The organism is Nocardia sp. NPDC051052, from assembly GCF_044456045.1.
In the GTDB taxonomy this organism is placed as follows: domain Bacteria; phylum Actinomycetota; class Actinomycetes; order Mycobacteriales; family Mycobacteriaceae; genus Nocardia.
Genome location: NZ_JBITFL010000006.1, coordinates 24,271 through 47,639 on the forward strand (window position 1 = coordinate 24,271; position 23,369 = coordinate 47,639).

Here is a 23,369-nt window from a genome sequence, read left to right on the forward strand (position 1 = left end):
CGCGAGCGCGCCTCGCTCAGTGCGGGATCGCGTCGATGATGGCGCGAGCACCCTGGCGGAGCAGGTCCGCGCCGACGAAGAAGCCGAGCGCCTGCGGGTCTTCCGGCACACCCCACTGGTGGGAGTCCAGCCACTGGGTGCCGTCCAGGTTGAACACCTTGCCGCGCAACGTCAACCGGCCGGTGGGCTCGGTGCTCGCATAACCCGCGATGGGGGAGTTGCAGTGCCCTTGCAGTGCGTGCAGCATGGCACGCTCGGCATCGGCCTGCCGGTGCGTTTCCGGGTCGTCGAGACGGACGCCGAGGTCGAGAAGTTCGGTGTCGTCGGCGCGGCACTCCAGGGTGATGATGCCCGCGCCGATGGGCGGGCACATGGTGTCCAGATCGAGGGTTTCGGTGATCCGATGCGCCTGGTCCACCCGGTGCAGGCCGGAGACCGCCGCGATCAGCACGTCGATGTGACCCTCTTCGAGACGCGCCAGCCGGGTATTGACGTTGCCGCGCAACGGCCGCACCGTCAGGTGCGGGTAATGCAGCAGCAGCTGAGCCCGCCTGCGCACCGAGCTGGTGCCGACCACGGTGCCCGCGGGCTGGTCGGCGAGCGGGGCGCCGTTGCCGGTGATCACCGCGTCGTGCACGTCGTCGCGCGGCAGATAGCCGGCGAACGCCAGTCCCTCGGGCACCGGGATATCGCCGGGGATGTCCTTGAGGCAGTGCACCGCGAGGTCGGCCTCGTCGACGAGGAGCGCGTGGTCGATTTCCTTGACGAAGGCACCCTTGCCACCGAGCTTGGCCAGGTCACCCATCCAGCGGTCGCCCGCGGTGGTGACTTTGACCAGCTCACTGTCCATCCCCAACGCGCCGAGCAGGGCGGCAACCTGCTCCGCCTGGGCCAACGCCATGGGGCTGGATCGAGTGGCGATCCGAATAATGCGCGAACGCGACATGCGAGCGACAGTACTCCAGCCCGCATCGCTCCTATCGCCAGCCTCCGGAGAACAGAGGTGCGGGGGCGGGGCGGCGGCGACAATGGGGGTGGGTACGGCTGGGACGAGGAGCACCGCATGATGTACAGCGACGAACATCAGGAATTCCGGGCGATGGTCCGGCGCTACGTCGAGCAGAAGATCAACCCCCACGTGGACGAGTGGGAGCGCGCCGAAATGATGCCGCTGCACGAGATTTTCGCCGATATGGCGAAGCTGGGCATTCTCGGGCTCGAATACGATCCGGCCTACTCGGGGCAGGGCGCCGACCATCTGTTCACGGTGGTGCTGTGCCAGGAGCTGGGTCGCGTCGCGCACGGGTCGTTTCCGATGGCGCTCGGCGTGCACGTCGCGATGGCGACGCCGTCGCTGCACGCGCACGGCAGCGAGGAGCTCAAGCAGGAGTATCTGGCACCTGCCATGCGTGGTGAAACCGTTTGCGGGGTGGCGGTTACCGAGCCGGAAGCCGGTTCGGACGTGGCGGGTATCCGGACCACCGCGCGCCGGGACGGCGACGACTGGGTGATCAACGGGTCGAAGGTGTTCATCACCAATGCCGTGCAAGCGGATTGGCTGTGCACCCTGGTACGCACCTCGCCGGAGAGCGGGTATCGCGGGATGAGCCAGATCATCGTGCCCACCGACGCGCCGGGCTTCCGGGTGGACCGCAAGCTGGACAAGCTGGGCATGCGCGCCTCCGATACCGGGCTGCTGACCTTCGAGGACGTGCGAGTTCCGGTGCGCAACACCATCGGCGAGATCGGCCGCGGCTTCCAGCAGCAGATGTCGCAGTTCGTGATGGAGCGGATGTTCGCCGCCTATAGCGTGCCGATCAGCTGCGCCCTGGAGCTGGAAATGACCCGCGACTACGCGAAGCAGCGGAAGGTGTTCGGTCAGCCGCTGTCCGCGAACCAATACCTGCAGTACACCTACGCCGAGCTGGCCGCCAAGGTGGACTTGCTGCGCGTCTATACCGAGGCCACCGCCCAGTCCTACACCGACGGCGGCGACGTCACCCGGATGGCCACGATCGCCAAGCTGGAGGCGGGCAGGCTCTCGCGTCAGGTGGCGGACTGGTGTCTGCAGATCCATGGCGGCATGGGTTATATGGAGGAGACCTGGACGTCCCGTGCCTTTCGGGACAGTCGCCTGCTGAGCATCGGCGGCGGGGCGGACGAGGTCATGCTGCGGGTGCTCTCGCTGATGGATGGCTTCGCATAGCCCAGTCGCGCCTCGTGACTTGGGCTTTCGCGCGGAGCCGGGCATCGGCGGCCGTTGATTTTCCGGTGGCCTGCAAGAGTGTCCAACAGTGTGCTGGGCATTTGCCCCATACTTGCTGAAGCGTGAGTCTTTCACTGCGGATAATTTTCGTTCCCGACGTGCGACGACCGCTCGGCTGCTTTCCTAATGGACGTCAGGAGTGACAGTCCGTGATCAGGTGAGCCGTAGTCGGGGAGCGATGCACCGGATACCGATCAACCAGCGACACTTTCGTTCGGGGTGGCTGTGGTCCGCGATCGGCTTGGTCGCCATCGCGGGCGTGGCCGTGTGGCTGACCCGCCCCGAGCCGCTGCATTGCGATAAGCCGAACGCGCTCGCTTCCTCGGCAACGTCGAACGTGCTGGTCCAGTCGGCGACCTCGCGAACGCCGGTGGCTACCAGCAGTATTGGGCCCACTGCCGCGCCCGAGCGGGAACCGCAGCCGGTCGTCGCGGGGGAGGCCCGCTTCTATTCGTTCCGCCCGGGAGTTTCCTGTTCGTTCCCCGGGCTGCCGATGGACGGCTTCTATGTCGGGATGTCGACACCGGAATTCGGCAAGGCCGATCCGTGCGGCGCGTACCTCGATATCCAGGGGCCGCGCGGCGATGTGCGCGCGCTCATCGTGGACCGTTGCCCGGCATGTGCTCCGGGACAACTGGATTTGAGTGTCGCCGCCTTCACTCAGCTCGCCGACCTGTCCGACGGCGTGGTGAAGGTCCGCTACAGCGTGGTGCGCAATCCGGAGCCGCCACCGGAGCTGTTCTATCAGGTGAAGCCGGACTCCAGCAGCGCCTGGTTCGCGATCCTGCTCAGCGGATCGGGAAACCCGTTGCGGGAGGTCGCTATTCGCCCGAACACCGGCGGCGCGTGGCAGAACCTCACCCGGGGCATGGACAACTACTGGTCCATTTCCGGCGCCGGGAATGGGCCGTTCGACGCGCGCGTCACCGACGTGCACGGCGACCAGGCGACGATTCTCGGCATCACCTTGCAACCGGGCGTGCGCGCGACCGGTACCCGGCTCTATTCCGAGACGCCGCCGTACGCCGCACCGGAAAGCACCCAGCCGTCGGTGATGTCGCCGCCGACCAGCCTGGCCGCCGCGTCGCAGCAACCGTCCGCGAGCTGCAAGCCCTAACGCAGCTTCGCGGCGAGCGCCTTGCCCGCGGCGCGCCCGGAGAAGATGCAGCCGCCGAGGAAGGTGCCTTCCAGCGCGTTGTAGCCGTGCACGCCGCCACCGCCGAACCCGGCCACCTCGCCCGCCGCGTAAAGACCGGGGAACGCGGCGCCGTCGGGGCGCATCACCTGGGAGTCGAGGTTGGTCTGCAAGCCGCCCAGCGTCTTTCGGGTGAGGATGTTCAACCGTACCGCGATGAGCGGGCCCGCCTTGGGGTCCAGGATGCGGTGCGGCTTGGCGACCCGGCTCACCTTGTCGCCGAGGAACTGGCGCGCGTTGGTGATCGCCATCAGTTGGCTGTCTTTGGAATACTTGTTCGCCACATCCCGGTCCCTGGCGACGATCTGCCGTTCCAGCGCCTCGTAGTCGAGCTGCGGGCCACGCGCGATCTTATTCATCCCGGCCACCAGGTCACGCAGGTTGTCCGCGACCACGAAATCGATGCCGTGCTGTTTGAACGCCTCCACCGGACCCGGTGCGCCCTTGGCGAGCCGGCTCTTGAGGGTGAATTTGAGGTCCTTGCCGGTGATGTCGGGGTTCTGCTCGGAGCCCGACAGCGCGAACTCCTTCTCGATGATCGACTGGGTGAGCACGAACCAGGAGTAGTCGTAGCCGGTGGCCAAGATCTCCTTCATCGTGGATATGGTGTCGAAACCGGGGAAACACGGTGCGGGTAACCGCTTTCCGTTCGCGTCGAACCACAGCGAGGACGGTCCCGGGATGATCCGGATGCCATGATCGGGCCAGATCGAATTCCAGTTGTTGATGCCCTCGGTGTAGTGCCACATGCGATCTCGGTTGACGATGGCGCCGCCCGCGGCTTCGGTGATGCCGAGCATCCGCCCGTCCACGTGCGCGGGCACGCCGGAGATCATGGTCTCCGGGCACTTGCCGAGACGCTCCGTGGGCCAGTTGCGCCGGATCAACTCGTGGTTGTGTCCGATGCCGCCGGAGGTGACGATCACCGCCTTGGCCCGGAACTCGAACTCGCCGACGATGTTTCGCGACGACTCCTTGCCGCGCTCCAGGTCGGTCTCCTCGAGCACGCTGCCGCGCACCCCGACCACGGCACCGTCCTCGACGATCAGCTCGTCGACCCGATGCCGGAAGCTGAAGCCCACCAGTCCGTTTCGCTCGCCCGCGAGCACCGGCTCGGCGAACACCCGCACCACCTCGGGCCCGGTGCCCCAGGTGAGGTGGAAGCGCGGCACCGAATTGCCGTGCCCGTCGGCGAAACTGCCGCCGCGTTCGGCCCAGCTGATCAGCGGCGTCACCCGCAACCCGAGTTCGTGCAGGTACTCGCGCTTCTCGTCGGTGGCGAACCGCACGTAGGCCTCGGCCCACTGCCGTCCCCACAGGTCCTCGTCGTCGCGGTCGAACCCGGCGGAGCCGAGCCAATCCTGCAGTGCCAGCTCGTAGGAGTCCTTGATGCCGAGGCGTCGCTGCTCCGGTGAGTCCACCATGAACAGTCCGCCGAGCGACCAAAAGGCTTGTCCGCCGAGGTTGTTGCGATTCTCCTGGTCGAGCACGTGCACCTTGCGGCCCGCCTTGACCAGCTCGTGGGTCGCGACCAGGCCGGCCAGGCCGGCGCCGACGACGATGACATCGGCCTCGGCGGCGAATGCGGAATCGGACATGTTCATCCTTCGGTTTCGGTGCTGTAGGCCAGCACGACGTGATAGATGAGGTCGGTACGCCTGCGCCGCGCGACCCGGCTGCGCGGTTCCATCAGGACCTGCACGCTGGTGCCGTCGTGCACGGCGACCAGCGCCTGGCCGAGTGCCTCCGGGTCGGGCACCGTGCGGCCGATTCTGGCCAAGCCTGCGACGATCGTCGGCATCAGCGCGTTGACGATGGCCTCTTCGCGCGCGGCCATCACCCGGCGCAGCGCGGGATTGCGCAACGCGTGTGTGGTGAACTCCGCGGTGATCCGATACCAGCCCTCATCGACCGGGGCCGCGCGCTCCAGGCGTTCGATCGAGGTGCGCACGTCGTCGGTGCCGACCGGGATCTCGTCGAGCATGCGCCGGACGCCGGCGAGCATGGCGGCCGAGCGCTGTTCCCACATGGCCAGGAACAGCTCGTCGAGCGAGCCGAAATTGGAGTAGAAGGCACCCCGGGTGAATCCGGCTCGCTCGCAGACGCGTTCGACGGTGGCCTTGCCGAAACCCTCCTCGGCGAACGCCTCGTACGCAGCGGTGAGCAGTCGCTGCCTGGTCTCGGCGCGGCGGCGGGTGACCCGGGTTGCCGAGGTCTTGGCTTCGGTGGACGACGCCAATGGCCACCTCCTCGGGTGCGACCGGCGCGTGCCGGTCAAATGGATACAGAAATGTATTCAATACATAAATGTATCAGACGCGGAGCTGTGACGTGGCGAAATCGGACGAGTAGGGTGAGCGCAGCTCGATACGACCGTGCATCCTGACGAAAAGGGGAGATCGGTATGAACGAGGTTGCCCGGACCGCATCGATGACCGGCTGGCGGGTGCGCCGCCCCGGGCCGATCGACGAGGGGCCGCTGGACCAAGTGCGTGAGCCGGTTCCGGAACCCGCCACCGACGAGTTGCTCGTGCGTGTGCTGGCGTGCGGTGTGTGCCGAACCGATCTGCATGTGGCGGAGGGCGACCTCCCTGTGCATCGGGTGGGGGTGGTGCCCGGGCATGAGGTGGTCGGCGAGGTTGTCGCCGTCGGCTCGGCGGTCGGGTCCGACCCGGACGACTGGCGGTTCACCGATACCTTTGCCGTGGGTGACCGGGTCGGCATCGCCTGGCTGCGTCATACCTGTGGTGCCTGCAAGTACTGCCTGCGTGGTGCCGAAAACCTTTGCCCGCGTTCGGCTTACACCGGCTGGGACGCCGACGGTGGGTACGCCGAATTCGCCACTGTGCCAGCGGCTTACGCGCTGCGGCTGCCCGCGGGCTACGGCGACGCCGAACTGGCCCCGCTGCTGTGCGCGGGCATCATCGGCTATCGCGCACTGCAACGAGCCGAGCTGCCGCCAGGTGGCCGCCTCGGACTCTACGGTTTCGGCGGCAGCGCACACATCGCCGCGCAGGTCGCGCTGGCCCGCGGCGCGGAACTGCACGTGATGACCCGCGACCCGGCCGCGCGGGAACTGGCCAGGGAGCTCGGTGCCAGCTCGGTGCAGGGTGCCGCGGATCCGCCTCCGGCGCAGCTGGATTCGGCGATCTTGTTCGCGCCCGTCGGCACCCTGGTGCTCCCCGCGCTCGAGGCGCTCGATCGCGGCGGCATCCTCGCCATCGCGGGCATTCACCTCAGCGACGTCCCGGCCCTGAATTACCAGCGGCATCTGTTCCAGGAGCGGGAAATTCGCTCGGTCACCGCGAACACCCGCGCCGACGCCCGCGAATTTCTCACTCTCGCAGGCGAACATCGCATAGAAGTGACCACCCGTGGGTACTCCCTTGGGATGGCAAATGAGGCCCTCGCCGACCTCGCGCACGGACGTTTCACGGGCGCAGCGGTTCTCGTGCCATAAAAAAGGTACAGCAGGACACGATTCGGCGCTGAGTACGCATCGTTCGGGTCGTTTTCCTTGACGGCACGCTTCGCCGTTCTTACCTTCGCAGATATAGCCGAATGGCACTTGTCTTTGACAAGTGTCATTCGGCTTCTCACAACGGCGTGAGCGGGTGATCACGATGGCAAACCGGAAGGTAATTCATTTCGAGAAGTGGCGGGTGGTGCAAGCATTCGTGGTGCTACTGCTCGTCGCGGGATTCGGAGCGACGACGGGATTGCCCGCGCTGGCCTCAGCCTGCGCGGCCGTCGACGTCGTAGTCGCCAGGGGCACCCAGGAACCCGGGTATCTCGGTGCGGTGGCCGGTGACCCGCTCTACGACACCCTGCTGCGCACGCTGCCGGTCAGTTCGGTCGCCTACCGCGTCAATTACCCTGCGGACCTGCTGGATCCGGCGTCGATCAGCCGGGGCACCCAGGACGTGACCGCGCACGTGCTGTGGCAGGCCGCGGCCTGCCCGGACCAGCGGTTCGTCCTGGTCGGCTACTCGCAGGGCGCGGTCGTCACGCACGGTGTGCTCGGCACCGGCCTGGTGGCGGGGCTCGGCGGCATCAGCTCGCTGCCGGTCGATCTCGAATCACGGGTCGCCGCAGTGCTGTTGTTCGGTGATCCGCTGCGGCTGACCGGCTCGAACGTGCCGGATCTGTATGCGTGGCGCACCGGAAACTACTGCGCGGCCGGTGATCCGGTCTGCACCGGCGGCGGCGACCCGACCCAGCACTCCAACTACGGCTGGGCCATGTGGCCTGCGGCGCAGCTGGTCGCGAGCCGGGTGTAAGTCTGTTGCCGGAGTGGGGGCCGACGTACGGTCGGCCCCCACTGTCGGCTGTTCGGATGCGAATTCCGCGCCCGCACAGCGCATTCTCTGAAACGCTCGCTGTCCTTTTCGATTCGGATACGCTGCGGCGAAATCCCGTGAAACGCGCAGAGTTCCAGTGGTGCGCCTCGCCCGCGCATGATAGGAACAGCAAATGTCCGATGATCCCGACATCGCACAAGCCCGGGTATTTCTGGACTTGCTAGCCACCCACGCCCGCACCCTCGCCCGCGCCATCAATACCGCCGAAAGGACATACCAGGCACAGCGCCTCCGCGAACTACACGCCGAACTACACACAGTGCGCCACTGCATAGCCCGAATCCACTACCGCTATCCCGATATCACGCCAACAAACCGAGCCCGAATCTGATCGCCCGAACCCCCGATCGCGCACAATTAGCGCAACGCAACACCCCCACCACCTCGCGCCCCCTACCTCCTATCCGCGCCGCGCACGAAATTGCCGACTGATTCGTGCGCGATGTGCTGATCGGTGCGCGACGCGGTGAGCCGGGCGTCGTCGTGTTCGGAGGTTCCGGATCGCGAGGAGGAGGTGTTGGGCGCCGCGCACGTTCCGCCCCGCCGCGCACAATAACGCAGCTGACCCACGCGCACCGCACCAACCGGTGCGCGCCTACCTCCCGCTGCCCGAACCCCCGCGCGCTGCGCATGTTCCGTCCCGCCGCACACGAATTATGCAGCCGACCCGCGCGCAGTGTGCCAACCGATGCGCGCCTAAACCGGCGCTGCCGGACCCCACCCCCCAATCCCGCAGAGCACCCCCACCTCCCACCGGGACCTGAACCCCTGCGGAACCCCCGACAGACCTCCACCCGCCCACCGAACCCGCCACCAGCAGTCACCTCACCGGCCCGCCCGCAACCCAGCGGCCGGGAGCAGAATCCGCACTCTCACTCGGGTCCCGCACTGAGACTTTAGGGCCCTATTCCGGGTGCGGATCCCGAGGAAGAGTGCGGATCTTCAGTGGTACCGCCGGGGTACGTTTTCGCAGGTCTGTTGACGACCCAACCGGCGCTGACCGACCGCTCTTGTCCAAAGCGCTTGGGACGCAACCACAGCCAGGTGACCACCTCTGGAGCTGGGCGTTGCGGGCCTGACCGGTGACTAAAGCCGGGTACGGCAGGCGACGTGCTCAGCACTACTTCACGGGAAAACGTGGACAGGTCTTCAGCTTCCTTGGAACTGTTCGCACTGGGAGTTCTAAGTAGCGCTTGCCCGGGTCGGTACACCTTGACGGGGATCTTTGCGTGTACTGATCCGGATTCGTGTACCGAGAGACCTCCGAGGGTGTACTGGCCCAAGGTTTTCGACTGGTCCGTGGGATGACCGGAGTAGTGCTGGGCACGTGAGGTGGGGTCCCCGGCCTTAGTTATCGGTCAGGTGCGTGATGTCGGGTTCCAGCGTGGTCATCTGGCTGTGGTGCTGTTCTCGAGCGCTTCGGAAGAGTGAGCATGTCCGGTAGGCGTTTTGGGGGTTGCGGGGGTGTCCGATCCGCACTGCTTGTCCCGGCCGCTCACCGTATCCGCACCGCTTGTTTTGGCCGCTCACCGTTTCTGTGACCCGCACACCAGGTATAGCGAGTGTGCGGGTCACAGAAGGGGTTCGGATTTCGGTAGAGGGTGTGCGGGTTGGGCCGCGCGGCGTTGTTGCGCTGCTGGACAACGAGGTTGGGGGAGTTATGCGGTCAGTGGGCCGGATGCGCTTGGGTGCGTCCGGGGTTCATGGCGTGGCTACCACTGGAGGCCGGGGACGACCCTGGCCACTCGGGCGGCGGGGGCGGGGAGGGTCATGAACGGCATGAGGACCGGGGCCAAAACCTTCAATGGGCTGCGGGGTGATTCGGGGGTCGGCGCTTTCGGGGTGGTCGGCGTCTTCTTGCCCTGTGCCGCAGTGGATTCGCCGAAGAGGCGGAAGCCCTGGTGCAGGATTGTGCGCTTGACCGACGGCATCAGCAGGTCGACGGCTTGGGCGAAGGTGCCTACGGGGGTGTCGATGCGGTGTGGGCGGTCCTCGAGTGCGCGAACGACGATGGTGGCGGCCTGGTTGGGGTCGGGGACCGGCAGGGACTTGTAGAGGTCGGTGGGGGCGATCATGGGGGTGCGCACCAGTGGCATCCGGACCGAGGTGAAAGTGATTCCGGCGTCCCGGTTTTCGACTGCGGCGATCTCGCTGAAGTTGTCCAGTGCGGACTTGCTCGCCACGTAGGCGGCGAAACGCGGCACCTTGGTCTGGACGGCGATGGAGGAGATGTTGACGACGTGGCCGAAGCGCCTGGCGCGCATCGAGGGCAGCAGTGCCAGGATGAGCCGCACCGCGCCGAAGTAGTTGACCGCCATCGTCCGCTCGAAATCGTGCATGCGGTCGGTGGAGTTCAGCACCGAACGGCGAATCGACCGGCCCGCGTTGTTCACCAGGTAGTCGACGTGACCGTGCTCGGTGAGGATGGTCTGGACGAGCGTCTCGACCCCGTCCGCGTCGGTGATGTCGCACGGATAGTCATGGGCGACACCGCCTTCCGCGCGCACCGAGTCGGCGGCGTCGGCTAGGTCGTCCTTGCCGCGGGCCACCATCAAAACCGTGGCGCCGCGCCGGGCGACCGCGTGCGCGGTGGCCAGGCCGATGCCCGAGGACGCACCGGTGATCAGCACGATCCGGCCGTTGAGCGGCTCGCTGGATATCGTGGGCCGGTCACGGTGGGTGTCGAGGTGTTCGCGCCAGTACTGCCAGAGCTGTCCGGCGTAACTGTCGAACGACGGCACGGACAGCCCGGTGCCGCGCAGCTGCGCCCGCGTCGAGTCGGAGATGAACTCCGCCGCGAAGGAGGTGTGCGGCGCCACGGCGGCGGGAATGCCCAACTGCTCCAGCAGGAAATCGCGCACCGCGGGAACGCCGGGCAGCTGCGCCAGCCCGCTCAACGCACGGGCGCTGAGCGGCACGACGCCGATCCCGGCGGGCGCGCCCGCGGCCGTGGCCAGCGCGCCGTACACGTCGCTGAACGGCTGCGGCTCGGGGTTGACCAGGTGGAAGGTGCGGCCGTCCAGGCCGGGCCTGCGCACCAGTGCGGCCATCGCGGCGGCCACGTAGTCGACCGGGACGATATTGGTCGCGCCGAGATCGGGCAGCGGCATCGGCAGCTCCGACGGCAGCGCCGCGAGCTTGGCGATGGCGGCGAAGAAGTAGTACGGGCCGTCGATCTTGTCCATCTCGCCGGTGCGCGAGTCGCCGACGATGATCGCGGGCCGGTACACCCGCCAGCGCACGCCGCGCGATTCGCGGACGAGCTGCTCGGCCGCGAACTTGGTCCGGTGGTAGGGCGAGGTGAGCCGCTGGCCGAGGTCGAAGTCCTCCTCGAAGAACTTGCCCTTGTGGTCGCCCGCCACCGCGACCGACGAAACATGGTGCAGCACAGCGCCGATCGAGCGCGCCAGGGCGAGCACCGACCGGGTGCCCGCGACATTGGCGGCGTGTGCGGTCTCCTCGTCGGCGGTCATGTCGTAGACCGCGCCCAGGTGGATCACGTGGTCGGCCTTCGGCGCCTCGCGGGTCAGGCCGAGCCCGTCCGCGGTAAGGTCGCCGACCAGCGAGAACACTCGCTCGCCGCCGTTCCATCCGGTGGCGAGGTCGGCGAACTTCTGCAACGACTCCTCGCGCACCAGGACATGAACAACGGCGTCGGGCTCATGGTCCAGGAGCTCCTGAACGACCCGCCGTCCCAAGAATCCGGTACCGCCCGTCACGATGTAGGTAGCCATCGCCCTCTCCTGCTGTTCATTCGAACCGTGTTGTCGCACAAGTCATCCAGCATGCAACGGTGAATGCGGAGATTTGGTTCGGCCGCGAGACGCGGTAACAGCGATCGGGCCGAAAGTAGGAACCCCTTCGTCCTGACTTGTACCGAACAGTAATGTGTCCTGATCTGCTCCGGCAAGCGTTCTGGGCTGGATCACTCTGTGTGACTGATCACCCATCGGTGCAGGTCAAAGGGTAAGTGTTACAACGATTTCCAGGTATACCTTCACTGGTCAACCGTCCAGTACGCCAGGGCTACTGTACAGCTATCGCTTCTCCACGCGGGCGGGCGGTAGCTGGACGGGCGAGGAGTCGCGGAAAAGTGCTTCGAAGGCATCGAGATCGGTCGGTCCGGGGACCTTGTCGGTGCCCTCCGTGAAGACGGTGAAACCATCGCCGCCGGCGGCGAGGAAGCTGTTGGTGGTGATGCGGTAGGCGGCGGCCGCGTTGAGCGGCTGGCCCGCGATGCGCACACTGTCGCCAATTATCTTGGCGCCCTTGGGTGCTGAGTCCGCGAAGGCATAGGTGAGGCCCGCGAGCGACAACATCGCCGGCTTGCTGGCATTGGTCCACTGCTGCTCGAGCAGCCGCAGCACCTGCTGGCCGGTCAGGGTCAGCGTGACGACCTGGTTGCCGAACGGCTGCACGGTGTAGATATCGCCATAGGTGGCCGGTCCGGCCTTGATATCGGCGCGGACGCCGCCCGGGTTCATGAAGGCCGCCACCGCGCCGGCCGGTCCCGAGGTCGCCGAGAGCATCGAGTCCGCAATGACATTGCCGAGGGGCGAGACGCCCGTCGCGTCCGGATCGTGCGGCAGCGTCGCGGCGGCCGTGCCCACCACCCGGGCTGTGCGCGGGCGGGCCTGCTCGGTGTAGAAGTTCACCAGGGCGGTGGCGGCCGGGTCCGGCGTCACGTCGCGCGTCACCACCCGGTTGATCGCCGAAGCGTGCACACCGTCGGGGGCGAAGTTCAGCGTGAGGTCGGTGATGAGCCTGCCGTAGGACGCGGCCTGGGTGACCGACTTGCCATCGATCGTGCACACGTAGGCCTGGTGGCTGTGCGCGGTGAACAGCGCCGTCACCGCGGGGTCGACACCTTTGGTGAGGTCGGTGACGTTCGGGCTGATGTTCGCGCAGCCGTTGTAGTCGACCTGCGCGTCCTTGTCGGCGCGCTGGCTGCCGCCGTCGTGCAGCAGCGCCACCACGGTCTCGGCGCCCGCCGCCTTCATCTCTGGCACGTACCGGTTGATCGCCGCGACCTCGTCACCGAACGTGAATCCCCGAATGCCCTCGGGGAAAACAAGATTCACGGTGTCGGGCGTCACGGTGCCGACCACGCCGATCTTGTGCCCGCCGACCTGCAGGATGGTCCACGGCTGCAGCGAGGGCGGCAGCTTGCCCTCGGCGTCGGTGACATTAGCGGCCAGGTACGGAAACTTGGCCCCGGTGAACGGTTCTCCCGGCGAACACCCGTCCACCGCGCAGCCCCCCTGCTGCAGCCGCGCCAATTCCAGGACGCCGTGGTCGAATTCGTGATTGCCGACCGAGGAGGCGGCGACCCCGATGGTGTTCATGAACGTGATGGTCGGCTCGTCGTGGAACAGCCCGGACACCAGCGGGCTCGCCCCGACATCGTCACCGGCCGCGACCACCGCGCTCGCCGGGTACGCCGCCTTCAGCCGCGCCAGGTGCGTCGCCAGGTAGGCGGCGCCGCCCGCGTCGTAGCCGGACACCTTGCCGGTCGAGCCGACCGGCGGCTCTAGGTTGCCGTGTAGGTCGTTGAGCCCGAACAGGTGCACCTCGCCGGGCTTGGCCGCGGGCAGGTCATTCGTCGAAACCAGGGGAATGACCCCGGGCGCGCTCGATGTCGTCGGCCCACTGCTCTTTTCACTGGCAGTGCCACACCCCGCGACCAATGCGATGCTCATGATCCCGGCGACAACAGCGGCAATGCGACGACGCGCGTTCATGGTGAGACTGTGCCACGCGCGGCCCGCCGCTGCCACCACACACGCACGCCGGTGTTCACGCGGTAATCGTGTCGGGTTCAGGTGCATTCCGATGTGGCCGATGGCTATGTCGAATGCGGCACACCGAGGGGCGCTGGGATGCCCCAATTTCGGCGACGGTGAGTGACATACTGCCTTGTCAAAGGGACAGGCATGTGAAGTTCACGACCACATGGAGGCTCGGTCTTTGACATCCTCATACAAAACCTGGGTGGTGACGTGTGCGCTCGCTACCGCGTTGGCGCTGCCAGGAACGCCAGCTCAGGCCGATGGTTCGCTGTTCGGCGTCGCGCCCGAGGTCGAGAAGCAGATTTGCGACGGTAAAGACCACGACGAGCGCTGGTATCAAGAGGTCGGTGAATGGCTGGAGCTGTCGCCCGCCATCTTCGACAAACCGGTGCACACCGAAACCCGCGCCGAACTGTTTCAGAATCCCGCGTTCGTCCCGGACACACGGAAGAGCACGTGTGAAAAGGAGGAGCCCTATAACGAGAAACTCAAAGAAATGATCACCAAGTACTACCGGCAAGGAAATCTGATCCAGGACTGCGGCACCACCGCGGGCCTGCAGCGCTTTATCGATCGCAGGCTCGCCGTCTTCGGCTGGATCGCCGCCAACGACTGGAACGCGCCGAAGCCGCCCGCGCCGACCTGCTCGGCCTGAGCATCGCACCGGGCGAGGCACGGTGTGCCGCAGCATGTTTCGCCCGGTGCCGGTCAGCGGAGGGTGTAACCGCCGTCGGGATAGAGGGTAGAACCGGTGGTGAAGGTGTTGGTGAAGAGATAGACGACGGAGTGGGCGATCTCGTCCTCGGTGGCGGGGCGGCCGAGCACCGTCTCGCGGCGATACTGGTCGAAGGCGGCCGCGCGGGCGGCGTCCGGGCGGTTCGACCACAGGTGGCCGTCGACCGTGCCCGGCGAGATGACATTGACGCGGACCGGCGCGAGTTCTACCGCGAGGCCGCGACCGAGCCCTTCGATGGCGGCATTGCAGGCGACGTACGCGGGAGCGAGTCCGGCGGGACGCGCCGACGCGGCGCCCGCCATCAACACCACCGATCCGTCCGCGGCCAGCTTCGGCGCGGCCAGTCGGACAGCGTGGTACTGACCCCAGAACTTGGACTCGAACGGTGACGCGGCCTCGGCCGCGCTCAGTTCGCGCATCGGCCCGACCTGGTAGGACGCCGCCGTGGTGAAGAGATGATCGACGCGCTCGATGCCATCGAAGAAGGTGGCCAGCGACGCGGTGTCGCCGGTGTCCACCGTCCGCCAACTGGCCGCGTCACCCAGTTCCTTCGCCGCCGCGGCCAGACGCGCAGCGGTGCGGCCGCCCAACACCACCCGGCCACCGGCCGCAACCACTCGACCCGCGACCCGCAACCCGATACCGGAGCCACCGCCGATCAGGACGACTGTGCGGCCGCGCAGCTCTCCGGCATCGCTCGGTGCGTCGGACCCCTCGGCGGTGGTGTCGGCCATGACCTGCGACATACTGCTGCCTCCTCGCGCCCGGTGATTATTCGACCTTCGCCCGCAACCACCGGGCGACCGGCCCTATTCCCGCGATACGAGAGTCAGTGCAGGAACTGTGCGACGGTGGCGGCCATCTGCGCGCGGAAGGCGGCCGAGGAGAACGTCTCGGCATGCGCGCGAATGGTCGCCGGGTTGTAGGCCGCCGGATCGAAGTCGAGCATCGCTTCGGCAAGGCGGTCGACGACAGCCTCGTCGGCGCCGTGCGGGATGTGTTCGCCGGTGCTGCCGGGCTCGACCGTGTCGAGGGCGCCACCCTGATCGATGGCGAGAACTGGTGTGCCACAGGCCATTGCCTCGACCGGAACGATGCCGAAGTCCTCGACACCCGGCATCAGCAAGGCTCGACAGCGGCGGTAGGTGTCTTGCAGCACGTCATGAGATGTCGCACCGAGGAAGGTCGTTTCCGGTCCCGCGAGGGATTGCACGTGGGCGCGGAACCGGCCGTCGCCGAGAATGACGAGCCTGCAGCCCGCTCGCTGTGCGGCGAGAACGGCCAAGTCCGGACGCTTGTAGGGCACGAGCCTGCCCGCGAAGAGGAAGAAGTCCTCGCGCGGGATCGTCGGTTCGGGGGTGAAGCGATCGATCCGAACCGGGGGATAGGTAACCGTCGCGGGTAGCCCCCACCAGTCGTTGACGCGGGCGGCGACGGCACGCGAATTGGCGACGACGTGGGAAAGCCTGGGCGCGGCGCGTAATTCGCCGCGGCGAGCCAGCCGTCCCAGCGCGCCGAGGGCGAGTTGGCCCGCGCGTCCGCCCGCCTCCTGCGCACGAAAGTCCCTGTCCCAGGCCCATCTGGCCGGACTGTGCACGTAGGCGATGACCGGGGCGTCGGTCGCGAAAGACGCCTGGGTGGCGAAGGCGTGATGGCTCACGACGACGGCGTCGAAGCGGTCCCGGAGGGGAAGGCGGCGCAGCGCGCGAGGCACGAAGGGGAGCAGCGGCGCGTGCGAGCGGCGACCGGAGGCGGCGTAGGCGCGGCTGAGCCAGGTGTCATGGACCGTGCTCAGCGGCGGGCGCACGCCGGCCGGGTCGACGATGGGCGCGAAAACCTCGCTCCCCGACCAGGTTTCGGAAAGCTCGCCGACCACCGCCTCGGATCCGCCGAACTCGGTGAACCGCTCGTGCACGATGGCGATGCGGGGCTGCGTCATTCGTGCTCCGGCGAAATCTGGCGCGGTGCCGCGCGGCGGCGGATGGCGGGGGCGACCGGTCGGCCCTCGAGCAGGCCATCGACGCTGCCCTGCTCGATCGCCTTGCGGTAGACGGCGGCCGCCTCCCGACAGGCCGCGATCGTCTCGTCGATGTCGGCGTCGGTGTGCGCGGCCGAGGTGACGAAGGATTGACCGAGCACCCCCCGATGCAGGAGCTCCTGGAGGAATAGGGTGCGGAACGCCTGGGAGGGCTGACCGTTCAGGTCGCGGGTGACGAAGATCAGGCAGGACGGGCGGCCGAGCACCTGAAGGTAGTCGGCGATGCCGAGCTCGGTGGCCACCGCGTTGACGCCCTCGGCGAGGCGGCGACCGGCGTGCTCCATCTTGGCGATGGGGTCGCCGGTCCTGTATTCGTGCACGACCGCGCGGAAGGCGGCTAGGGAGCCCGATTCCGGGCCATGCGTGGTGGACAGGAGGAACACCCGGTCCCGCTCGGTGCGCAGGCCGCCGAGCTCCATGAACTCGCGTTTACCCGCGAGCGCGGAAAGCGGGAAACCGTTGCCCATCGCCTTACCCCAGCAGGACAGGTCGGGCCGCACGCCGTACACCGCCTGCGCGCCGCCCGCCGACCAGCGGAAGCCGGTGATCATCTCGTCGAAGATGAGCAGCGTGCCGTGGCGGTCGCAGAGGTCCCGGACACCTACCAGGAACCCGGGTTCCGGCTCGGTCAGTGCGGTGGCGGCCTCCAGCACGACCGCGGCCACCGTCCCCGAATCCAGCACGGCAGCCAGCGAGGGCAGATCGTTGTAGCGGAATCGCACCGTGCCCGCCGCGATTTCGGCGGGAATGCCGCTGTCCATCGCGGTGGTGCCGATGAACCAGTCGTCCACCGAGAAGAACGGCTGATCGCAGACGGCGATGGCGGTGCGGCCGGTGGCGGCCCTGGCCAACCGGACCGCGGCGGTGGTGGCGTCGGAGCCGTTCTTGGCGAACTTCACCATGTCCGCACCCGGGACGAGAGCCAGGAAGTCTTGTGCGGCAAGCAGTTCCAGCTCGGTAGGGCGGCTGAAGCTGATGCCGTCGGCGATGGCGCGATGCACGGCGTCGAGCACCGGTCGGCAGCCGTGACCGAGGGTGACCGAACGCAGGCCCATGCCGTATTCGATGTAGCGGTTGCCGTCCGCGTCCCAGACCCGGCAGCCGCTGCCGCGCACCAGGATCGGCGCCATGAACTCGGGATACTGATCCGCGCCCCTGGCGTAGGTGTGCGCGCCGCCCGGTACCAGATCGTGCAGCCTGGCCTGTAGCTCGTTGCTGCGGGTGAAGCGGCGGGGTGCCGCCGGATCCTCGGAAATAGACTCCATGGTCGGGCTCCTGAAGAGTCGGGTCGCACACACACGGCAGACTGCCTGCGCGAATCCTCCCTGCGCGCACCGGTTCTGCGCATCACTGTACGTCGGCGCGATCGGCTTGTCCGCGCAACAGTGTCGCTTGTCGGTCGTTTGATATACAGCCTGTCGCTTGTGCGCCGTTACGGCGGAACCCGTTCCGCCATAGATCATCCGGTGATCCCGCGATGTCGAGCTCGCGTCCCTCACTGACGTTCGGTGGGCCTGCTCGCGGACGGCGCCGAGGCTTCCCCGTCCGGTTCGACCACCGGGCCGGTGGTGACCGCCCACAGGTCGTGGTCGCCACGGCGACCGGTGGCGCCGACGTAGCAGCGCATGCGCCCCTCGCGGGTCAGGCCGGCGCGCGCGGCGACGTCGGCGGAACGGCCGTCCCCGGGCTCGACCGCCGTCGAGACCCGGCACAGGCCGAGCGGGCCGAAGGCGTGGGCGAGCAGCAGCCGGGTGGCCGCGGTCCGGACGTCGTCGCCGTGACCCGGCTCGGTCCAGACGAACATGCGGGCATTGCGGTCGAACATGTCGAGGCCGAACAGCCTGGCCTCGCCGACGTACCCACCCTCGACCTCGATCGCCAGCACGAGCCCACTCTTCGCACGCAAACCCGGTCGGGCGCCGAGGAATTGGCGCAGCCACCGGAGCCTGCCGTGTTGCCGCGTCCACGTGTCGTCGGCGATCAGCGGATCGGGCGCCAGCGCGGCACGACTGGACAACCGCGCGGCGCGCCACCGACGCCAGTCGGTGAGTCGCCGACTTCGGAGGACCACGTCCTGGCGTTCGGGATCGACGAGCCGGATCGGCCGGGCCGCCCGCAGCGGATCGAGCAGATGCAGAACCCGTCCCGCGTAAAAGCGCGCGGCAGCGGCGAACACCGCGATCCTGGGGAACGAACCCTCCGTCGCTTCCTCGGCCGCGGGCGGTTGCGGGGCCCGCGTGTCGTAGCGGTCGAGCCAGGAGCCGACGAACCCGTTCGGTGGCACATCCGCCCGGGTTACCGCCCACAGCTCGTGGTCGCGGCGCGCGCCGCCCACGTCGAAATAGCGGCCCATCAGCGCCTCTCGCTGGAACCCGAGCTCGGCGGCACCGTGCGCGGCGGCGACATTCTCCGGCGAGATCGGCGCGGTGATCCGCTCCAGGCCGATCTGCTCGAGGCCGTAGTCCATCAGCAGCGCCGCCGCCATGCCGCCGATCCCGTGCCGGGCCACCTCGATGTCCACCCAGATGCCCAGTTCCGCGGCGCCGGTGGCGGTGTCGATCGAGCCGAGCTCGACCTGACCCGCGAACCGGCCGTCGACCTCGATCACCGTGGCTAGCCGACGACCCGCCCTCGCCTCGGCGCGGCTCGTCAAACACTCACGGACCCAATGAGTTCCGCAGTGCCGCGCCGCCCAATCGAGCGTCGAGCTGTACCAGAACGGCTCGATATAGCGCCGGTCCCGCAGTCGGATACGCCGCCAGTGTGGGTAGTCCGCGATGCGCGCCTGGCGCAGCACGACGGCGTTGCCGTGCAGCGATACGGGACCGAGACTGATGCGCGCCAACGAGGTCGGGCTGTTCGACATGGCGCCTACTCGCGCGGTCGGGTTTTGCCCAGTGACATCGTTTTGAGCACGCCCTCGGTGGAGACGGACAGCCGCCAATATGTCCCGGATGCGTCTTTGAGTACGATCCCGCCCTCCGTCTGCTCGGAAAGCCAAGTGCCGCTTGCCAGCACGGCGGAGCGTAGCGCGCCGTCGGCGGACTGTGCCTGGAAGACGTCGCCGTCGCCGCGCCCTGCCTTGGCCACGATGGTCCCGGTGAACTGCGGCGCGTGGGTGCTGGTGCGGCCGAGCACATGCCAGCGTGGCGGGAACTGCGCCGGATTGAGATCGTCCGCGGCCGTGGAGATCAGGTTCACCGCGGTGCCCTCTGGGCAGCCGTTCGGATCGATCCGCAGTTCGATGGGCGGCTTTTCCAGGTCTTTGTCGAACTGGACATTGGCGAGATACGGCTGGCGGCAATAGATCATGTCGATGCCGACGGTGCGCGCGGCGACCTTGCAGTTGATCATGCCGAATTGCGCGGGCCCGCCGCCGCCGGCCTTGCCGACGGACAGCGCGATATCGGCGCCCTCGAACCAGACGTTGGTGAGCCACCAGTCGTTGGCCGCACCGTCGATGAGGATGTGCTTGTCGGTAGTGTGCGGATCGGCGTCGGAGACGAATTCGACGTTGGTGAGCGCCAATCCGGCGTTGTGATCGTTGCCGGTGCCGAGCACGCCGATGTAGTTGCTGGTCAGCTTGGACGAGGTGACGTAGTTCTGAATACAGGAGGTGACGATGCCGTAGCCGAAATTGTTGATGTCGCAGTTGAGGAACGCGGTGCCGCCGGTGTTCCCCTCCATCACCACGCCGCGCTGCTCGACATAGCGCGGATAGTTTTCGCTGATGTGATTGCCACGGATCACCACGGAATCGAACGAGCACCGAAAGCATTCGGACAGCAGCACGCCCGTCGCCTTCGGCCCGGCCAGGTAGAAGCCGAGGCGGGCGAAACGCACCCGGCTGCGCTTGCGTAGCGCGACGAGGGTGGTATCGACCATGCAGTTCACCACGCTGACATCGGCGCCGTCGCCGAGAACCGTTGCGTAGTCGCTGAGTTCGGGCCAGGCCGTCACGTTGTAGTGGCCCGCGGGCAGATACATCACCAGTGGTACGCCACCGGGCACCGCGGCCGCCGCGGCGATCGCGGCTGTGTCGTCGGCGACACCGTCACCGATCGCGCCGAAGTCGCGGACGTTGCGCGCGGCCGGTGCGTCGGTGACGTGCGGGGAACGGAATTCGATGCTCGGGGACGCCTGCGGGGAGCTGGTACACGCGGCGAGCACCGGCGCGGCACCCACCGCGCCGATCGCCGCGGCGAGCATGCTGCGCCGGCCAACGGTTTCGTTCATGATCGAGCCTCGCTAGCGCTCGGCCGCACCGGGCGCGGGACGCGCTGTACCACGGTTCGTTCGCTGGGCTCGCTCATCGCCGCAGCCTCCCGGTAAGTCGCTGCAGCCGGTTGACCGGCTCGCTGTACGCTACCGCGCCGGTCAGCTTGTTGTCGCCGAATGTGGCCAGGGCGCCGCGTAATTGCGGCGCGCTGGTGCTGCCGAGCAACACCACGCCGATGGTCTGTTCGCACAGCGGGGCCAGCGCGATGGCGTCGGCGGCATGGGTGATCGGTGCGGTCTGCACCACGACGTGGTCGTAGTCGGTCCGGAGTTTCGCGACGATCGCCGCGAAGCGGTCCGAGGCGAGCAGATCCGGTGTCTGGCCGTCGATTTCGCCCAGCGGCAGCACGGTGACGCCGGTTTCGGCCCACTCGGTCAGCGCCTCGTGCACGGGCATGGTGCCGCGCAGCACCGCCGCCAGACCGGCGCCGGTGTCGGCCAGGGCGCGCGAGCTTCCGGCGCCGGAGGTGTCGGCGTCGATGAGCACCACGTTGCTGCCCATGTCGGCGAACGACTTCGCCAGTGTCATCGGCACGTCCGGCTCGGAACGCGACGAAAGACTGGTCAGCAGCATGGTTCTGGCTTCGCCCTCGCGCAGTAACCTGGTGCGTAGCCTGCGGGTCTCGTCGGGGGCGCCGGGACGGCCCGCGTCGATGATGCCCAGGATCGGCACCGGCAGAATGGCTTCCAGGCTATTGGAGGTGCGCAGCGTGCGGTCGGTGCGATCGCGGAGGAAGGCGCCCGCGCAGCCGAGCGCCAGCCCGGCCAGTAAGCCAAGGGCCAGAATGCGTGTCGTCTGCGGCCCGCTCGGCGCGGTGGGCACCTCGGCGCGGTCGACCACGGTGATGCGCGCGGCCGGCGCCGCGTCGCGCTCGATGGTCTCCAATTCGTCGACGAGGCGCCGGAATTGGGCCGTGACCGAGTTGGCGAAGTCGCGCGCACCCTCGGCGGTCGACGATTGCACGGTGATGATGATGTTCGTGGTCGCGGGCGGGGAGAACGCCTTGATCTTGCTCTGTACCTCGCTGACGGACATCTTCAGCCCGAGGTCGTCGATGACGCGTTTGGCGACGGTGGCGCTGGTGGCCAGGTCCAGGTAGGAGCGGACGCGCTGCTGGGCGGCGAGCCCACCCTGGTAGGAGTCGTTGACCGAGGTTCCGGTCGCCATCGACACGTACATGCTGCTGGTGGCGACATAGGTGGTCGGCTGGGTGCTCAGATATCCGGCCGAAGCGCCTAGGCACAGCACCACCACCGCGACGATAATGACCCAGCGCCGGCGCGCGATATGCCAATAGTCGATCAATCCCATGGGGATTCTCTCTTTTCGATGGTGGATGCCCCGACGAATACAGGTGCGGCGGTGCGTGCTGACGCCGCGGTGGAAAGTGGTTCGGACTGCGTGCGCCGCCGGTACTCGCGTACCACCAGCGAGATGAGCCAGGCGAGCACGGCGGCCTGCAGAAACTTGCCGAGATTCTCCATGCTGCCGAGGATTCCGCGTTCGAACAGCGCGGAGGCGCCGGTCATCGCGAGCCCGAGCACCACGATCGGGAAGAAACGCGAATACAGCGCCTTGGCCCAGGCGAGCAACAGCAGGAAGGTGAACGCGGCGCAGACGACCACGCCCGGATAGCCGCCGAGCACAAAGCCTTCGTTGAGATTGCCTTCGGCCAGCGACACCGACACCTTGGTCATGTCGACCGAGGCGCCACGCACCTCCATGGCCCACTCGGTGCCGGACTGGAACTTGGTGGTACCGAGGAGCTGGCTGGGAATCAGGCTGTAGACAGCATGTTGCAGCGCCTCGGCGGGGGTCAGCCAGAAACCCGGCTGGTGGAAGTAGGCGTCGGTGGCGGCCTCGAGCAGATCGAACCGGCGCAGGATGCTGAGGAATGGCTGCACGACCGGCGGATAACCCGAATCCGTCAGCGAGGCCTCGGCTTTCGCGTACTGGGTCTGCTTCAGCGATTGCAGCCAGCCGAACCCGCCGATGCCGAGCACCGCGATGGCCGCGACGGAGACCGCCTTGCGCTTGGTCCAGCCGAGGATGGCGAACCGGACCGCGATGGCCATCGCCGCGCCGATGATCGGTGTCTTCGATTCGACGATCGCGGTCCAGGCCAGCTCGCCGAGCAGCAACCCGCCGATGATCAGCCAGGCGGTCCGCGGGCGTTCGGGCCGGACGAAGATGATCAGGCCGAGCGCGGCGATGGTCGCCAGGATGGCGACGAAGGCCAGGATCGGATTGGCGCTTTCCACATCGCCCGCGCCGCCGATGGAACCGGAGGCGTAGGACGCGGCCCGGCCGAGCAGCCCGACGCCGTACATCGCGGCGAGCGTCGGCACGAAATTCGGGTCGTCGGTCAGCGACGGTAGTTTGAGCGGCGGATGCCGCCTGGCCCAAAAAGCATAGGCGACAACGAATGCCGCATACACCCACAGTCCGAAGACGACGTGCTGGAGCACCAGGGCGATACCGCGGTCGTAGCCGAACTGCGCCAGCCTCGGGTCCGGCACATTGTCGCCGAAGTGCGGTTCCGGCTGCACCCACAGCAGCACCACCGGCCGCGCGACATACGACAGCGACCAGAACGCCGCCTGCGCGATCAGGAACACCCGGGCGACGCCGGGGACCACGGTGGCCGCGCCCGCGATGGTGACGAGCGCGAGGGCGATCAGCAGCAACTCGGTAGTGGCGGTCAT

The 23,369-nt window shown here is 67.6% G+C and carries 18 protein-coding genes; 6 read left to right on the forward strand and 12 right to left on the reverse strand.

The window, feature by feature from the left end; all coding sequences use genetic code 11:
* Nucleotides 1-16: 16 nt before the first annotated feature.
* A complete protein-coding gene (hemC, locus tag ACIBCN_RS21295; RefSeq protein WP_396993349.1) occupies nt 17-946 on the reverse strand; it encodes a hydroxymethylbilane synthase in 930 nt (309 codons plus the stop codon).
* Nucleotides 947-1,063: 117 nt separating this feature from the next.
* On the opposite strand from hemC, the gene ACIBCN_RS21300 reads away from it, so the two are divergent.
* Nucleotides 1,064-2,206, forward strand: a complete 1,143-nt coding sequence (locus tag ACIBCN_RS21300) for an acyl-CoA dehydrogenase family protein (RefSeq protein WP_396993350.1) — start codon at nt 1,064-1,066, stop codon at nt 2,204-2,206.
* A 238-nt stretch (nt 2,207-2,444) separates the two neighbouring features.
* Nucleotides 2,445-3,383: an expansin EXLX1 family cellulose-binding protein gene (locus ACIBCN_RS21305; RefSeq protein ID WP_396993351.1), complete on the forward strand. Its 939-nt coding sequence runs from the start codon at nt 2,445-2,447 to the stop codon at nt 3,381-3,383.
* On the opposite strand, the gene ACIBCN_RS21310 is transcribed toward ACIBCN_RS21305, so the two are convergent.
* Together ACIBCN_RS21310 and ACIBCN_RS21315 are read right to left on the reverse strand one after the other, a co-directional pair.
* Nucleotides 3,380-5,065, reverse strand: coding sequence for an FAD-binding dehydrogenase (locus ACIBCN_RS21310; RefSeq protein ID WP_396993352.1), 1,686 nt, complete (start codon nt 5,063-5,065; stop codon nt 3,380-3,382). The genes ACIBCN_RS21305 and ACIBCN_RS21310 overlap by 4 nt on opposite strands.
* Nucleotides 5,062-5,700, reverse strand: a complete 639-nt coding sequence (locus ACIBCN_RS21315) for a TetR/AcrR family transcriptional regulator (protein ID WP_396993353.1) — start codon at nt 5,698-5,700, stop codon at nt 5,062-5,064. Before ACIBCN_RS21315 ends, ACIBCN_RS21310 begins: the two co-directional genes overlap by 4 nt.
* 192 nt (nt 5,701-5,892) lie before the next feature.
* On the opposite strand from ACIBCN_RS21315, the gene ACIBCN_RS21320 reads away from it, so the two are divergent.
* The 3 genes from ACIBCN_RS21320 to ACIBCN_RS21330 all read left to right on the forward strand — a co-directional run bounded on the left by ACIBCN_RS21320 (nt 5,893) and on the right by ACIBCN_RS21330 (nt 8,153).
* Complete coding sequence (locus tag ACIBCN_RS21320; RefSeq protein WP_396993917.1) at nt 5,893-6,921, forward strand: zinc-binding alcohol dehydrogenase family protein; 1,029 nt, start codon at nt 5,893-5,895, stop codon at nt 6,919-6,921.
* 163 nt (nt 6,922-7,084) lie between these two features.
* A complete protein-coding gene (locus ACIBCN_RS21325; protein WP_396993354.1) occupies nt 7,085-7,741 on the forward strand; it encodes a cutinase family protein in 657 nt (218 codons plus the stop codon).
* A gap of 193 nt (nt 7,742-7,934) precedes the next feature.
* Nucleotides 7,935-8,153: a hypothetical protein gene (locus ACIBCN_RS21330; RefSeq protein ID WP_396993355.1), complete on the forward strand. Its 219-nt coding sequence runs from the start codon at nt 7,935-7,937 to the stop codon at nt 8,151-8,153.
* Between the two features lie 1,381 nt (nt 8,154-9,534).
* Here the strand turns inward: ACIBCN_RS21330 and ACIBCN_RS21335 are convergent.
* Nucleotides 9,535-11,556, reverse strand: coding sequence for an SDR family oxidoreductase (locus ACIBCN_RS21335; RefSeq protein WP_396993356.1), 2,022 nt, complete (start codon nt 11,554-11,556; stop codon nt 9,535-9,537).
* A 303-nt stretch (nt 11,557-11,859) separates the two neighbouring features.
* Nucleotides 11,860-13,563: a bifunctional metallophosphatase/5'-nucleotidase gene (locus ACIBCN_RS21340; RefSeq protein ID WP_396993357.1), complete on the reverse strand. Its 1,704-nt coding sequence runs from the start codon at nt 13,561-13,563 to the stop codon at nt 11,860-11,862.
* A 277-nt stretch (nt 13,564-13,840) separates the two neighbouring features.
* On the opposite strand from ACIBCN_RS21340, the gene ACIBCN_RS21345 reads away from it, so the two are divergent.
* Nucleotides 13,841-14,266, forward strand: coding sequence for a hypothetical protein (locus ACIBCN_RS21345; protein ID WP_396993358.1), 426 nt, complete (start codon nt 13,841-13,843; stop codon nt 14,264-14,266).
* Between the two features lie 53 nt (nt 14,267-14,319).
* Here ACIBCN_RS21345 and ACIBCN_RS21350 read toward each other — a convergent pair whose 3' ends face one another.
* The 7 genes from ACIBCN_RS21350 to ACIBCN_RS21380 form a co-directional block, all read right to left on the reverse strand.
* The gene (locus ACIBCN_RS21350) at nt 14,320-15,081 is read right to left on the reverse strand and encodes an SDR family oxidoreductase (protein ID WP_396993918.1); all 762 of its coding nucleotides are present in this window, start codon (nt 15,079-15,081) and stop codon (nt 14,320-14,322) included.
* 95 nt (nt 15,082-15,176) lie between these two features.
* Nucleotides 15,177-16,286, reverse strand: a complete 1,110-nt coding sequence (locus tag ACIBCN_RS21355) for a glycosyltransferase (RefSeq protein WP_396993359.1) — start codon at nt 16,284-16,286, stop codon at nt 15,177-15,179.
* On the reverse strand, nt 16,283-17,650 hold the full coding sequence (locus tag ACIBCN_RS21360; protein ID WP_396993360.1) for a glutamate-1-semialdehyde 2,1-aminomutase: 1,368 nt from the start codon (nt 17,648-17,650) through the stop codon (nt 16,283-16,285). The genes ACIBCN_RS21355 and ACIBCN_RS21360 overlap by 4 nt, the downstream gene beginning before the upstream one ends.
* 230 nt (nt 17,651-17,880) lie before the next feature.
* Nucleotides 17,881-19,251: a GNAT family N-acetyltransferase gene (locus ACIBCN_RS21365; protein WP_396993361.1), complete on the reverse strand. Its 1,371-nt coding sequence runs from the start codon at nt 19,249-19,251 to the stop codon at nt 17,881-17,883.
* A 5-nt stretch (nt 19,252-19,256) separates the two neighbouring features.
* Entirely contained in the window at nt 19,257-20,624 is a 1,368-nt protein-coding gene (locus ACIBCN_RS21370) for a glycosyl hydrolase family 28-related protein (protein WP_396993919.1), read from the reverse strand.
* Nucleotides 20,625-20,694: 70 nt separating this feature from the next.
* Nucleotides 20,695-21,975, reverse strand: a complete 1,281-nt coding sequence (locus tag ACIBCN_RS21375) for a GNVR domain-containing protein (protein WP_396993362.1) — start codon at nt 21,973-21,975, stop codon at nt 20,695-20,697.
* Entirely contained in the window at nt 21,966-23,369 is a 1,404-nt protein-coding gene (locus ACIBCN_RS21380) for a hypothetical protein (RefSeq protein ID WP_396993363.1), read from the reverse strand. The genes ACIBCN_RS21375 and ACIBCN_RS21380 overlap by 10 nt, the downstream gene beginning before the upstream one ends.